Source organism: Streptomyces sp. NPDC101490 (assembly GCF_044767145.1).
Taxonomy (GTDB): Bacteria; Actinomycetota; Actinomycetes; order Streptomycetales; family Streptomycetaceae; genus Streptomyces.
In genome coordinates this window covers 75616-90031 of record NZ_JBIWNI010000002.1, presented here as the reverse complement: position 1 = coordinate 90031, position 14416 = coordinate 75616, and the positions used below count along the sequence as shown (strand labels likewise).

Annotated in this window: 10 protein-coding genes; 7 read left to right on the top strand and 3 right to left on the bottom strand. The window is 73.7% G+C overall.

From position 1 onward, the window contains the following. Positions 1-155: 155 nt before the first annotated feature. Both ACIRQY_RS04215 and ACIRQY_RS04210 read left to right on the top strand, forming a co-directional pair. Positions 156-1730, top strand: a complete 1575-nt coding sequence (locus ACIRQY_RS04215; RefSeq protein ID WP_351792679.1) for a S8 family serine peptidase — start codon at positions 156-158, stop codon at positions 1728-1730. A gap of 395 nt (positions 1731-2125) precedes the next feature. Then, positions 2126-3316, top strand: coding sequence for a DUF4190 domain-containing protein (locus tag ACIRQY_RS04210; RefSeq protein WP_403922391.1), 1191 nt, complete (start codon positions 2126-2128; stop codon positions 3314-3316). A gap of 409 nt (positions 3317-3725) precedes the next feature. Here ACIRQY_RS04210 and ACIRQY_RS04205 read toward each other — a convergent pair whose 3' ends face one another. Next, positions 3726-5057, bottom strand: a complete 1332-nt coding sequence (locus ACIRQY_RS04205; RefSeq protein WP_351792674.1) for a glycoside hydrolase family 18 protein — start codon at positions 5055-5057, stop codon at positions 3726-3728. A gap of 420 nt (positions 5058-5477) precedes the next feature. On the opposite strand from ACIRQY_RS04205, the gene ACIRQY_RS04200 reads away from it, so the two are divergent. From ACIRQY_RS04200 to ACIRQY_RS04180, 5 genes are all read left to right on the top strand, one after another. Next, entirely contained in the window at positions 5478-6230 is a 753-nt protein-coding gene (locus ACIRQY_RS04200; protein WP_351792672.1) for a GntR family transcriptional regulator, read from the top strand. Between the two features lie 735 nt (positions 6231-6965). Beyond that, a complete protein-coding gene (locus ACIRQY_RS04195; RefSeq protein ID WP_351792669.1) occupies positions 6966-7145 on the top strand; it encodes an SPOR domain-containing protein in 180 nt (59 codons plus the stop codon). 205 nt (positions 7146-7350) lie between these two features. Further along, entirely contained in the window at positions 7351-7800 is a 450-nt protein-coding gene (locus ACIRQY_RS04190) for a (deoxy)nucleoside triphosphate pyrophosphohydrolase (RefSeq protein ID WP_403922389.1), read from the top strand. A 143-nt stretch (positions 7801-7943) separates the two neighbouring features. After that, positions 7944-8366, top strand: a complete 423-nt coding sequence (locus tag ACIRQY_RS04185; RefSeq protein ID WP_351792664.1) for an ATP-binding protein — start codon at positions 7944-7946, stop codon at positions 8364-8366. Positions 8367-8510: 144 nt separating this feature from the next. Next, the gene (locus ACIRQY_RS04180; RefSeq protein ID WP_403922387.1) at positions 8511-11081 is read left to right on the top strand and encodes a SpoIIE family protein phosphatase; all 2571 of its coding nucleotides are present in this window, start codon (positions 8511-8513) and stop codon (positions 11079-11081) included. 232 nt (positions 11082-11313) lie between these two features. Here ACIRQY_RS04180 and ACIRQY_RS04175 read toward each other — a convergent pair whose 3' ends face one another. Then, positions 11314-12021 carry a PspA/IM30 family protein gene (locus tag ACIRQY_RS04175; protein ID WP_403922385.1) on the bottom strand — a complete coding sequence of 236 codons (708 nt, stop codon included), beginning with the start codon at positions 12019-12021 and terminating at the stop codon, positions 11314-11316. A 112-nt stretch (positions 12022-12133) separates the two neighbouring features. Beyond that, on the bottom strand, positions 12134-14272 hold the full coding sequence (locus ACIRQY_RS04170) for a TPM domain-containing protein (RefSeq protein ID WP_403922383.1): 2139 nt from the start codon (positions 14270-14272) through the stop codon (positions 12134-12136). Positions 14273-14416: the final 144 nt, after the last annotated feature.

Genomic DNA, 14416 nt, shown 5'->3' with positions numbered 1-14416 from the left:
CACCGCACGTCCTCATGGCGCCACCCCCACAGCACCACCCAGCCCCACGCACCACAAGCACCACAAGCACCTCCCCCCACAGCACCCCCACACCCCCAGCCCCCCACAGCGATGCCCCCACGGCAGAGCACCCCCACACGAGGAGGACACCTCACATGTCAGTGACGCGTGACGCACGTCGGAGAACCGCCACCGCCGCGGTCGTGGCAGCCGCGGCCCTCGCGCTCGGCTCGCTCGCGGCCTTCCCGGCCGCCGCCGCGCCGACGGCCCCCCAGGGCGTCATCGGGAACGCCGGAGCGCCGGGCACCATCGCGGGCAGCTACATCGTGACCCTCGAAGGGTCGGCACCCGCCGCGAGCGCCGAGGGCCGCGCGGTGGCCGCCAAGTTCGGCGCGAAGATCCAGCGCACGTACACCTCCGCGGTCAACGGCTACGCCGTCGAGCTCTCCGAGGCGCAGGCGAAGAAGCTCGCGGCCGACCCGGCGGTGACGTCGGTGGTCCAGAACCGGGTCTTCACGGTCGACGGCACGCAGCCGTCCCCGCCCTCCTGGGGGCTCGACCGGATCGACCAGAAGGCGCTGCCGCTGAACCAGAGCTACAGCTACCCGGACAGTGCGGGCGAGGGCGTCACGGCGTACGTCATCGACACCGGTGTCCGGATCACCCACGCCGACTTCGGCGGGCGCGCCTCCAACGGCTACGACGCCATCGACAACGACAACGTCGCGCAGGACGGCCACGGCCACGGCACCCACGTCGCCGGCACGGTCGCCGGTACGGCGTACGGCGTCGCCAAGAAGGCGAAGATCGTCGCCGTCCGCGTCCTCAACAACTCCGGCTCGGGCACCACCGCCCAGGTCGTCGCGGGCATCGACTGGGTCACCCGGAACGCCGTGAAGCCGGCCGTCGCGAACATGAGCCTCGGCGGCGGCGTGGACACCGTCCTCGACCAGGCCGTCCGCAACTCGATCGCCTCCGGCGTCAGCTACGCGGTCGCGGCGGGCAACTCCAACGCCGACGCGAACAACTTCTCGCCCGCCCGCGTCGCCGAGGCGATCACGGTCGGCTCCACGACCAACACCGACGCCCGCTCCAGCTTCTCCAACTACGGCACGGTCCTGGACCTGTTCGCACCGGGCACCTCCATCACCTCGTCCTGGAACACCAGCGACTCCGCCACCAACACCATCTCCGGTACGTCGATGGCGGCCCCGCACGCGGCCGGTGCCGCAGCCGTCTACCTGGCGGGCAACCCGACCGCGTCCCCGGCGCAGGTCTCGGCCGCCCTCACGAGCGCGGCCACCCCGAACGTGGTCACCAACCCCGGCACCGGTTCCCCGAACCGGCTCCTGTACGTGGGCGGCGGCTCCACCAACCCGCCCACCGGCCCGAAGTTCGAGAACACCGCCGACTACGCGATAGCCGACAACGCGACCGTCGAGTCCCCGGTCACCGTCAGCGGTGTCACGGGCAACGCCCCGGCCGCCCTCCAGGTCCCGGTGAACATCGTCCACACCTACATCGGTGACCTCCAGGTCCAGCTGATCGCGCCCGACGGCTCGGCCTACACGCTGAAGGCCTTCGGCGTCGGCGGTAGCGCGGACAACATCAACACCACGTACACCGTGAACGCCTCCGCCGAGGTGGCGAACGGCACCTGGAAGCTCCAGGTCTCGGACAACGCCGCCGCCGACACCGGAAAGATCGACTCCTGGGCCCTGCAGTTCTGATCCCAGCGGTTCCGGTCCCAGCGGTTCCGATCCGAGTGGTTCTGATCCGAGTGGTTCTGATCCCGACCGGCTGAACGACGAAGGCTGAAGCACGAGGGGCGGTCGCCTACGGGCGGCCGCCCCTTCCGGCCGTCCTTCCCCTGCCGTGCCTTCAGGCCGCCTTCCCCCTGCCGCCGCTGTCGTCGCCGTCCTCGGCAGCCCTGGCCCGAATGCCCTACCTGCCCGGATGCCGTACCCGTCCGCCTACCTCACCCGTCCGAATGTCCCACCTGCCCGAATGTCCCACCCGCCCCCTTTCGCCCACCCCGCCCGTCCGTGCCCTTCCTTCGGCCGCGTACGATGCGCGCTCGATCGTTTGTTCGCGCCGACCGCCCCGAAATCAGGAGCCCGCCCCCGTGGAGCCGACCCAGCCGACCCCACCGCCCCAGCAGCCCCAGCCGCCCAGGGAGGGCCCGCAGCAGGGGGGATGGCCCGCCCCGGCGCCGGGCCCGTACACCTCCCCGGGGATGCCGTACGCGGCGGGGCCCTACGGCGGTCCGCCCGGCACGGGCCCGTACGGGCAGCCCCGCCGGACCACCAACGGGCTCGCCATCGGCTCCCTCGTCTCGGGCATCGTCTGCTGCCTCCCGCCCCTCGGGCTGGTCCTCGGGCTCGTCGCCCTCCCGCAGATCAAGAAGCGGGGGCAGGCGGGCAAGGGCCTGGCCGTCACGGGCATCGCGCTCTCCGTCGTCAGCTGTCTGCTGATCGTCGTCGGCTTCGCCACCGGTGGTTTCCGCACGGTCTGGGACGGCTTCAAGGAGGGGGTGGACGAGGCCGCCCGCTCGAAGTCGCCGATGGACCTGCGGACCGGACAGTGCTTCGACGACCGGAGCGCGGAGAAGGCCGAGTACACCACCGGCGTCACGCTGGTCGACTGCGCCCGGCCGCACGAGGGCGAGGTCACCGGCGACTTCAAGGTCACCGGCTTCGACGCGTGGCCCGGCGAGGACGCCATCGACACGATCGCGGAGAAGCGCTGCGAGAAGGTCAACACCGCCTACGCGCTGGACACCTGGGCCGTGCCGCTCGACGCCTGGACGTACTACTACCTGCCGAGCAAGCAGAGCTGGCGGCTCGGCGACCGGACCGTGACCTGCGCGTACTTCGGTGACAAGGAGAAGCTCACCGGTTCGCTGCGCGCCGACGCGACCACGCTCGACGCCGACCAGCTGCACTTCCTGAAGACGGTCAACCCGATCGAGACGGTGTCCTACGCGGAGCCGGAGGCGGACCCGGACGAGGACCTCGCGGCCAACAAGAAGTGGGCCGGGGAGATGGTCGTGGCCATCGACGGGGCGCGGGCCGGTCTGCGGGGGCACGTCTGGCCGGGCACGGCCAGGGCCCAGGCCGACGCCCTGGGCCAGCAGCTCGCGACGGCGTCCACGGAGTGGGGCAAGCTGGCGGTCGCCGCCGACTCGGAGACCTACTGGGTGGCGTACGCCGAGGTCTGGGACCACCTGCCCGAGGACCTGGGAGTGAAGGTCCGCACCGCGCTCCGCCTGACGGCAGAGCCCCCGACGGACCCGGGCACGGAAACCTCGGTCTGACCACGGGACTCCGGGTACGGCGACCCCGGTCCGGGATTCCCCGTGAGGGTTCCCGGTCCGGGGTTTCCCGTGAGGGTCCCCGGTCCGGGGTTTCCCGTACGGGTCCCGGGTCCGGGGTCTTCCGTACGGGTCCCGGATCCGGGATTCCCCGTACGGGGTTCGCCCTACGGGTCCCGAGCGCGGGTTCCCCGTAAGGGTTCCGATTACTGGTACCGGTACGGGTACGGATACAGGCACGGGAACGGGGCCGGGTCTCCTCTCGGAGGCCCGGCCCCGTCGTGCGCGGACCGAGACGGTGTCCCGGGGACGGCGGCCCGTGACCGACCGCCGTTCCGGTGCACCGCGTACGGCGGGACGCCGGTCCGCGGTCAGGGGCCCGGCCGCCCGTGCGGGGCGGCCGGGGAGGTGGTCAGCGGCGGGTGAGGCCCCGGTCGATGGCGGTGATCAGCTCGCCGTTCGCGGTGTCCCCGTCGAGCGACCAGATCATCGCGCCGCCGAGCCCGTTCTGGCGCACGTACTTCGCCTTGGCGCGCAGCACGGTCGGGTCGTCGTACGTCCACAGGGTGGTGCCGTCGAAGAGCCAGGCGTGCCCGTCGCGGTAGCCCCGGTAGACCTTGTACGTGCCCGAGGCGGCCAGGGTCTTCAGGTGCTTGTAGTCCTCGGAACCGGCCGTCCAGGTCGCGGGGGCGGGGCCCGCGGCGGGCTGGCCGAGGCCGTCGCCGCCGCCGGTGACACCGGTCCAGCCCTGGCCGTAGAACGGCATTCCGACCACCAGCTTGTGGGCGGGGGCGCCGCGCCGCAGCCAGTCGTTGACGGTCTGGTCGACGCTGAAGTCGTTCCTGGCGTACAGCGCGGACTGGTGGTTGGCGGTCGACTCGCCGGACACGTGGAAGTCGTAGCCCTGGAGGTTCACGAAGTCGAAGTCCCGCATGATCTTGGCGACTTCGAAGCCCGCGTCGATCTTGGCGGGGGCGGTGGGCACGTACGCGCTGAGGTCGTAGTGCTTGCGCTTCGGCAGCGAGCGCCCGTAGGTGTCGAGCTGGGTGCGGAACTCCCGTACGAGCTTGGTGAAGTTGGGCTTGTCCTCGGGGCGGATCACGTTCCCGGGGGCGCCGTCGGAGCCCGGCCACTCCCAGTCGAGGTCGACGCCGTCGAAGACCCCGGCGGCTGCACCGGCGCCGCCGCGGGCGCCGTCGACGGGCAGGTTGCCCTTGATGTAGGTGTCGATGCAGGAGGAGACGAGCTTCTTGCGCCCGGCGTCGGTGCGGACCGCGTCGGAGAAGTAGGCGGAGCCGCTCCAGCCGCCCAGCGAGATCATGACCTTGAGCCCGGGGTGCTTCGCCTTCAGCTCACGCAGCTCGTTGAAGCTTCCGGCGAGCCGCTGGTCGGCGGTGTCCCCGACGCCGTCCACCGAGGAGGCGGCGTCGACCGGGCGCACGTAGTCCGCCCACGGGTCGGAGCCGGGGAGGTTGCCCATCTGGCACTTTCCATCGGCGTCGACCACGCCGAAGGCATAGTTGATGTGGCTCAGCTTGGCGGCGGTGCCGCTCGTCTCCAGGTCCTTGACCTGGAAGTTCCGGCCGTAGATGCCCCACTGGGTGAAGTAGCCGATGCGCTTGAGCGCGGGCTTCTGCGAGGCGGGCTGGTGGGCGTCGGCGGCGGGGGCCAGGGTGGCGAGGAGGCCGAGGGCGGCCGCGGCGGCGGTGCCGAGGGTCAGCTTGGTCATGACTCTGGGACGCATGGGCTCGTTCCTGTGCGAGGCGGGCTGGAGCGTGCGGCGTGCTGGCAGGAAAGTATTGGTCTGTACCAATCAGGTCAAGGGGTTCGGCGGTATTCGATCAAGTGCCTACGGCATCCATCGGCCGGGCCAAGCTCCTTGCGGGGGGCGGAGGTTCGGCGAAATGGGGGTCGGCGGCGAGGGGGTGTCCGGGGTGGATCGGAGTGTCCCCGGGGTGGCGTCGGTCCGTGGGTGCGGGCTCGTCCGGACGCGGCGGGGCCGGTGGATTCGGCGCGGTCCGGCGGCGTCTAGCCCGGCGGGTTCCTGGGGGCAAGGGGTCGGACCCTTGCGTCATCACTTCGAGTGAAACTCTGGCCCATGCTTGCGGACCGCGACCGACGGTTGTCACTCTGTAGCTGACAGTCAACCTGAGGGGAGTGTCCAGTGACGTTCGGTGAGCAGCCCGCCTATCTGCGCGTGGCGAGCGATCTGCGGGAGAAGATCGCCAACGGCTCGCTCCCGCCGCACACCCGCCTCCCCTCGCAGGCGCGCATCCGCGAGGAGTACGGGGTGTCGGACACGGTCGCGCTGGAGGCCCGCAAGGTGCTCATGGCCGAGGGGCTGGTGGAGGGGCGGTCCGGCTCGGGGACCTATGTGCGCGAGCGGCCGGTGCCGCGCCGGATCTCCCGCTCCGGGTACCGCCCCGCGACCGGCGCCAATCCCTTCCGGCAGGAGCAGGCGGACGAGGGCGCCCGGGGCACCTGGGACTCGAACAGCGAGCAGGAGCCCGCGGCCCCCGAGGTGGCCGAGCGGCTCGGCATCGAGCCGGGGGAGCGGGTGATGCGCACCCGGTACGTGTACCGGGACGGCGGCGAGCCCATGATGGTCGCCACCTCCTGGGAGCCCCTCGCGGTCACCGGCCGCACCCCGGTGATGCTGCCCGAGGAGGGGCCGCTCGGCGGCTGCGGTGTCGTCGAGCGCATGGCGGCCATCGACGTCGTGGTGGACAACGTGGTGGAGGAGGTCGGCGCCCGGCCGGGGCTCGCCGAGGAACTCCTCGCGCTGGGCGGGGTGCCGGGCCATGTGGTGATGGCCGTGGAGCGCACGTACTACGCCTCCGGGCGCGCGGTCGAGACCGCCGACGTGGTGGTCCCCGCCGACCGCTACCGCCTCTCCTACCACCTGCCGGTCCGCTGAGAGGGCGCCCCGGGGCCCGTACGAGGAGCCACTGACCGCCCGGCGGGCCGCCACGTGACCGGCTGTGGGTGACCCGGTGGCCAGGTGACCAGGTGACCCGGTGACCAGGCCGGTACCGGCGGCCGACTGTGCGGGTACGGACCTGGTCCGAGATCCGGAGGTTCGAGGATCGGCGGTCCGGCGGTGCGGTGAGCGGTGAGCCGGGGATCGGCGGTCCGGCGGCTCGCGGTCGGCCGTGTCGTGACCGGTCTTCTGCGATCTTGCTGTCGACGCCCGACGCCCGACGCCCGACGCCCGACGCCCGACGCCCGACGCCCGACGCCCGACGCCCGTCGTTCGCCGCCCCTGGGTCACCCGGCTCTGTCGGGGAACGCGCCACCCGTCCTTCGGGTGGACGGGTGGAACCTTCCGCGGGGTTCCGGGGTCGGGAACCGGCTCGTGTGTTCGGGGGTGCGGCTGCCGGGTGGGGTGCTTCCGTGGCACCATCTGCGGGGACGTTCGCCGTGAGGGGCCAGAGGGTGCGGGCGGGTGCCGCGCCAGTGCCGGTGGCGGCGGGTCGGGGGCGGTGTCCCCGTCGTCACGGTCGGCCGCCTTCCGTCGGTTCCCGGCCGATCCGTATCTCTTCGTGCAATTCCGTATCCGCTGTGTGAAGGTCAGGCGTAAGCTCCGGCATATGCGGATCGAGGTTTCCCGGAGACCCATGGCGGCGCCCGGAGCGGCGGAGGGAGAAGTCCGATGACCGAAAGCGGCCCCGTCCTCGTCTGGCTCGTCGTCCGGCAGGACGACAACGGCAACCGCTACCGAGTGGGGCGGTACGCGACCGAGGACGAAGCGCAGAAGATGGCCGACAGCCTCGATGCCCGGGGCCACAAGCAGCTCTACTGGGTCGAGCGCATCGGCAGCCCCGCCCTCTGATCCGCCGGATCCTGACGGCCCCGACCGGCCCACGCTCCCCGACGAGCGCGATTCGGACGGCCCCGCCCGCCCCCGGGCTCCGGCGGCCCCGACGGCACCCGGCGGGCAGGAGCGCAGGTGGCCCGCCCGGCCCCGGGCTCCGACGGCCCGCCGGGCGTCCAAGGGCCGGGGCCTCCTGGACCGGGACCGGGCTACGCTCGCGCCCATGACGGATCACACCTCCCGCCCCACCCCGCCGCCCGGCCCCGTCGTGGTCGTCGCGGGCGCCCTCTACGACCGGGGGCGGCTGCTCGCCGCCCGCCGCAGCGCCCCCGCCGAGCTGGCGGGCCGCTGGGAGCTGCCCGGCGGCAAGCTCGAACCGGGCGAGACCCCCGAGGAGGCACTCGTCCGCGAACTGCGCGAGGAGCTCGGCGTCGAGGTCGAACCGGGGGAGCGCATCCCCGGCGAATGGCCGCTCAAGCCCGGCTACGTCCTGCGGGTGTGGACCGCCCGGCTGCTCTCCGGCGAACCCCGCCCCCTGGAGGACCACGACGAACTCCGCTGGCTGACCCGGGCCGAACTGGACTCGGTCGACTGGCTCGACCAGGACCGGCCCGCCGTCGCGGAAGCCGCGCGCGGGCTCCCCGCGACCCCCGTGACCGGAGCACACGGCTGAGTCCCTACGCCGTTCGTGCCACCGTGCGCCCGCTGTTGCGCCCAGCGCGATATCTCGTACCAAATTACGGGTATGTCCTGAATGACCCGTTGGAAGAGGACGTGGGCCTTCCTGCTGACGCACGGCTGGGGAAGTGATCGGGTGTGATCGACACCGACGGCGACCGCGCCGAGTGGAACTTCCCCGCGGAGGCGAACGCCGTGCGTACGGCACGCCACGCGGTGCGCGAGACGCTGCGGGCCTGGGAGCTCGACTCGGAGCTCGGAGATGTGACCGTCCTGCTGGTCAGCGAGCTGGTGACCAACTCCCTGCGGTACGCGTCGGGGCCCATCGGAGTGCGTCTGGTCCGCCCCGACCGCGACCGGTCCGACCCCTCCCGCCCGCCTGGGCTCCTGGTGGAGGTCTCCGATCCGCTTCCGGATCCGCCGACCGAGCGCGCCCCGGGACCGGAGGACGAAGGGGGGCGCGGACTCGGTCTCGTGGCCTGTTCCGCACGCCGCTGGGGAACCCGTAAGGGAAGTAAGGGCAAAACCGTATGGTTCGAGCTGGCTCTGCCTGGTGAGTAAACAGGAAGGGACGACGATCACCGGTACTCGGCGTCAGGCGAACGAGACCACCCTGTGATCGTGAACGTCGTGCCGCCGGTGCCCGAGGTGCTGAATACTGCGGGCATGGCCGGTCCGGTGCGGTGAGCTGGAGGGGACGGTCGCGTGAGCGAGATACCTGAGACGGCGAGCGGCGGCGTCGTGTGGCACAGCAGCCCGCCCGGCTCCATCTATGACTACATCCGGGTGGCGTCCTTCTCGATCGGGCCCGACGGCCTCGTCGAGCAGTGGAGCCGACGGGCCGTCGACCTCTTCGGAGTCACCGCCGAAGAGGCCAGGGGCAAGGACCCCGTCGAGGTCTTCATGCCCGCCGACCTGCGTGAGCGCGGCCGGCGCAGGGTCCGGGAGATCCTCGACGGCAAGGAGTGGACGGGCCTCGTCCCGTTCCGCGTCCCCGGCGAGGACCGGCCCCGTGGCATCGCCGAGATGTACGTCATGCCCAGCGAGACCCCCAGTGGGGAGCGGGCCGCGCTCTGCATCGTCGTCGATGTGCGCGCCCTGCGCCGGATCGAGACCGACCTCGCCGCCTCGCAGGCGATTTTCGGCCAATCTCCCTTCGGTTTCCTCCTCTTCGGCACCGACCTCACCGTCAAGCGGGCCAACCGGCGGTTCGCCACCGTCTTCGGCGGCTCCGCCGACGACCACCGGGGCCGTACCGTCCACGACTACCTCGGCCGCGCCGAGGCCGACCGGCTGACCGCCGCCCTCCGGGGCGTCCTCGACACCGGCGAGTCCGTCACCGACTTCGAGATCATCGGCGCCGCGCCCGGCGCCAGGGACCGCCGCCACTGGTCCGTCAACCTCTACCGGGTGCACAGCGGCTCGGGGCGCCCCATCGGCGTCGCGGGCCTCGGCATCGACGTCACCCGCCGCCACAGCACCGCCAGGGAAGCGGCCAGCGCACGCCGCAACCTCGCCCTCCTCAACGAGGCGGGCGCCCGCATCGGCAACTCCCTCGACCTGGAGGCCACCGCCCGCGCCCTCCTCGACGTCGCCGTCCCCGGCTTCTGCGACCTGGCCTCCGTCGACCTCTACCAGGGCCTGCTCACCGGCGACGAAGCACCACCGGGCCGGTGGGGCAGCTCCCACGACATCGGCTACGGAGCGGGCAGCGCCGAACTGCGCAGGGTCGCCTTCGCCAGCGCCGTCTCGGACGCCGCCCTGAGAACCGACGGCGGCCACGAACCCGGCAGCGGCTGTTGCGGCCCCGAACACATCGAGGTCGGCGCCGTCCACCGCTACCCCTTCAACTCGCCGTGCGCCGGAGCCCTGCGGACCGGCCGCCTCCGGACCGTCCCCGGCTCCGGGGGGGACCTCGTCCAGTCCACCCTGGTCGTCCCGATGACCGCCCACGACACCGTCGTCGGCCTCGTCCAGTTCTCCCGCACCAAGGGCAGCGAACCCTTCGGCGAGCGCGACCGGGCCCTCGCCGCCGAACTCGCCGCCCGCGCCGCCGTCTCCATCGACAACGCGCGCCTCTACCGCCGCGAGCACGAGCGCGCCCTCATCCTCCAGCGCAGCCTCCTGCCGCCCGGCGACCCGGAGGCGGCCGGACTCGACATCGCCTGCCGCTATCTGCCCGGGACCGCCGCCACCGAGGTCGGCGGCGACTGGTTCGACGTCATCGAACTCCCCGGGCACCGCACCGCCCTCGTCATCGGGGACGTCATGGGACGGGGACTGCGCGCCGCCGTCGCCATGGGCGAACTGCGCACCGCCGTCCGCACCCTCGCCCAGCTCGACCTGGAACCCGCCGAAGTCCTCTCCCACCTCGACGAGATCGCCCGGGGACTGGGCGCCCCCATCGGCGCCCAGCAGTCCCGCAACCACAAGGGCCGGGGCCCCGAACTCTCCGAGGTCTACCTCGCGACCTGCGTCTACGCCGTCTACGACCCGGTGACGCGCCGCTGCACCTTCGCCAACGCCGGGCACCTCCCGCCGGTCCTCGTCGAACCGGGCAAGGCCGCCGTCCTGCTCGACGTACCCCCCGGGATGCCGCTCGGCGTCGGCGGCGAACCCTTCGAGGAGGTCGAGGTCGAACTGCCCGAGGGCGCACTCCTCGCCCTCTACACCGACGGCCTCGTCGAGTCCCGCGACCACCCCCTGGACGAGGGCCTGAGCGCCTTCCAGCGGGCCCTCACCGACCCCGTCCGCCCGCTGGAGGACGTCTGCGACCGGGTCCTCACGACCCTGAACACCGGGCACGGCGAGGACGACATCGCCCTGCTCATGGCGAGGATCCAGGGACTGCCCGGCGAGGCGGTCGGCGACTGGCAGCTGCCCAGGGAGCCCCGCTCGGTCGGCCGCGCCCGGGAACTCGCCCGCGCGCAGCTGGGTGCCTGGGGCCTCGAAGGGCTCGTGGACACCGTCGAACTCCTCGTCAGCGAACTCGTCACCAACGCGCTCCGGTACGGCGAGGGGGAGATCCGGCTGCGGATGCTCCGCGACCGCACCCTCGTGTGCGAGGTGTGGGACGCGGGGCTCGTCCAGCCGCGCCGCCGCCGCGCCAAGGACACCGACGAGGGGGGCAGGGGCCTCCAGCTCGTCGGGCTCCTCAGCTCCTCGTGGGGCGCGCGGCGGACCCCGCGCGGCAAGACCGTCTGGTTCGAACTGGACCTCCCGGACGGCGAGGGCACGGCGGAGCCCACGGTGGAACAGCTCCTGAGCATGTTCTGACCCCGGGCCCGGCCCGGGCCTGAGGGTCCCGCGCGGCCCGACCCCGCCGGCCCCGCTCGACCGGGCCCCGTCCGGCCCGACCTGGCCAGGCCCCACACGGCCCGAGATCCCGCGCGGCCCGGCCCCGCTGGGTCCCGGCTCGGCTCTGCCCGGCCCCGCTCGACCAGACCCCCTCCGGCCCGGCCCGAGTCGTTCCTCCCCGCCTCGCCCGGTCGTCGCCCCGCCCCGGCCGTCACTCCTTGAGCGCGGCGAGCCGGGCCTCGATCTCGGCGCTGTCGCCCAGCGCGTCCAGCTGCTCGAACTGCGCGTCGAGCGAGGAGGCCGCGAGTTCCTCCTTGCCCAGGGCCCGCGCCTCCTCGCGGCGCACCTTGTCCTCGAACCGGCTCAGTTCGCTGGTCGGGTCGAGGACGTCGATGTTCCGCACCGCGTCCGTCATGGTGTTCCGTGCCCGCGCCGACCGGGCGCGGGCCACCAGCTCGTCCCGCTTCGCCGTCAGCTCGCCCAGCTTGGCCCGCATCTGGTCGAGGCCCGTCCGCAGCTTCGCCACCACCTCGGTCTGGGCGGCGATCGTCGGCTCCGCCGTCCGCGCCTCCTTCTCCGACTGGAGCTGACGGCCGAGCGCCACCTTCGCCAGGTTGTCGAAGCGGTCGGCCTCCGCCGCCTGCCCGGCGCCGCGCAGCGCGTCGGCCTTCCGGCTGGCGGCGAGTGCCTTGCCGCCCCACTCCTTCGCCGCCGCCACGTCCTCCTGGTGGTCCTGCTCCATCAGCCGGAGGTTCCCGATGGTCGAGGCGACCGCCTCCTCCGCCTCCCCGATGTTGCCCGTGTACTCGCGGATCAGCTGGTCCAGCATCTTCTGCGGGTCCTCCGCCTGGTCGAGCAGGGCGTGGATGTTGGCCTTCGCCAGCTGGGTCACCCGGCCGAGGACGGTCTGCTTGCTCATGGTGCTTCTCCTTGTGGGGGACGGAGAGGGAGGGAACGGGGGTACGGGAGTGAGGTCGTCGTCCCGGTCGCCGCCGGGGCTCAGAGGTCGTCGTTCCGGTCGCAGCCAGGGCTCAGAAGCGGCCGCCACCGCCGAGCCGGCCACGGGTGCCGCTGCCCCCGAAGCTGCCGGGCCCGCCGCCGGAGCCCCCGGACCGGCCGCCGGAGCCGCCGGGACCCCGGCCGTGTCCGCCGGACCCGCCGCCGAACAGTCCGCCGAGGATGATGCCGCCGAGCACCGCACCGCCGAGCCCGCCACCGGTTCCGGCCGTCCCGAACGGACCGCCGGAGCCGCCGGGACCGCCCCCGGGGCCGTTCGGGTTGCCGTAGGCCCGTACGTCCCGCTCGGCGAGGTCCTGGGCGCGGCGGGCGAGCGCGTCCGCCCGCTGGGCCTCGGCGAGGGCGGCGGCCGGTTCGTCGGCCCCGGCCAGGGACCCGGCCTCCTCCAGGTGCCGCTGGGCCTCGGCCAGCCGGGTCCTGGCCTCGGCCCCGACCGCGCCCCGGTGCGTGGTGACGTAGTCCGTGGCGGCGCCGACCGCCGAGCGGGCCGTCAGCGTCGCCTGGCCGAGGAGCGCGCGGGCGCGCCGGTCGCCCGAGACGTGCTCCCTGGCCCCGGCCAGGGCCTCGTCGAGCGCGGTGTCGGCCTCCTCGATCCGGCGGAGCGCGTCGATGGGGTCGTACCGTCCGGCGTCCACGGCCCGCCGGACCTCGGCGAGCACCGACGCGGCGCGGGCGGTCCGGCCCCGGAGGTCGGCGGTGGCCGCGCCGTCCCGGGCGCCCTCCAGCAGCCCCCGGGCCTCCGCGAGGTCGGCGTCGGTCTCGGCGAGGGCCCCGGTCAGCCGGCCGGCCGCCTCGGCCAGTTCCCGGGCCCGCCGGTCCACGGCCCCGATCAGCCGGGCCGCCTGGCCCACGGCTCCCTCGGCGGCCCGGATGTGGACGGCGGCCCCGCCGTTGTCCCCGGTGTCGATCCGCTGGCGGGCCTGGTTGACATGGGTCGTCGCGAAGACCAGCCGGTCCTTGGCCTGCTCGACGTCGCCGCCGACGGGGGCGGAGGCGCTGTCCGCGTACCGTTCGCGCAGGGCCGCCAGGGTCGCCTCGGCGGCGCCCGTCCGGCCGGTCTGCTCGCGGAAGGCGGCCTCGACGGCCAGCAGGGCCTCGGGCGCGGTCCGTTCCAGGGCCCGGAGCCGGTCGAAGTCCTCGGTCTCGGCGTCGAGCCGGGCGTCGGCCTCGGCGCAGCCGCGCAGGATCTCGGTGAGCAGCTCCCGGCGGGTGGCGTCGTCCTCGGGGAAGGCGTCGTCGAGCCGCTGGCGCAGCCGGAAGGCGGCCGTCAGCCGTTCCTCGGCGAAGGCGACCGCCTCGGTGAAGGGGCGGACCGCCTCGTCGCCGAACTGGGCGGTCGCGAAGCCGAGTTCCTCCCGGCTGGTGCGGACGGCGTCGTCGGTGGCGACCAGGGCCCTGCGGGCCTCCCCGTCGAGCGCGTCGAGGGACGGCGGGGCGGCTTCGGGGGGCGGGCCCCAGCCCCGGTCGCCGCCGGGGGTGGTGCGGGTCTCGGTCCTGCGGCGCCTCTTGACGTACGCGTACGCCGCCACGGCCCCGGCGCCGCCGACGAGCACCACGGGCAGCACCAGGTCGGTGGCGGAGCCGCCGCTCTCGGAGGCGGCGCCGGGGTCGGCCGGTCCGGGGGTGACGGCGGGGACGGGCACGGGCAGGTCGGCGAGGACGGCCGCGTAGCCGTCGGCGGCGCCGATGGCGGCGCCCGCCCAGTCGTTCTGCCGGAGCGCGGGTTCGATCGCGGTGCGGGCGACGTCGTCGAGCTGGGCGCGGGTGAAGCGGGAGGCGGGGTCGGCGGAGTAGCCGTAGCGGCGGTCGTGGGTGGCGACGGCGAGGAGCAGGTCGTCGGCGCCGAGGCCGTTGCGCTGGGCGGTGGCGTCGGCCCAGTCCTGTCCGCCGCGTCCGGAGAAGTCGCGGACGTAGACGACGAAGAGCTGGACGCGCCGGGCGTCGTAGAGCCTGCCGAGGGCCCGGACCACGGCGGGGCGGCGGTCGCCGAGGGCGTCCACCCGGTCGGTGATCTGGCCGTCCCGGGACAGGGTGACGGGGTCGTCGGCGTGCGCCCCGTGGACGGCGGGCACCAGGAGCCACCACGCCGCCGCCAGTACCGAGAGGAGGGCTCGGGTGGCTCGGTGCGGCACACGGGCGGCTTTTCGCGTCACAGAAGGGAGGCTATGTCCGCATATGGGGGCCCGCGACCGGGAGGGAGGGGTGGAGTCCGGACCCGGGGTGGGGTCGGGGCCCGGTGTGGGGGAGGGGTCTCGACTGGGCCGCACGAGTGGGATTTTCAGACAGGGCGCCGTGTC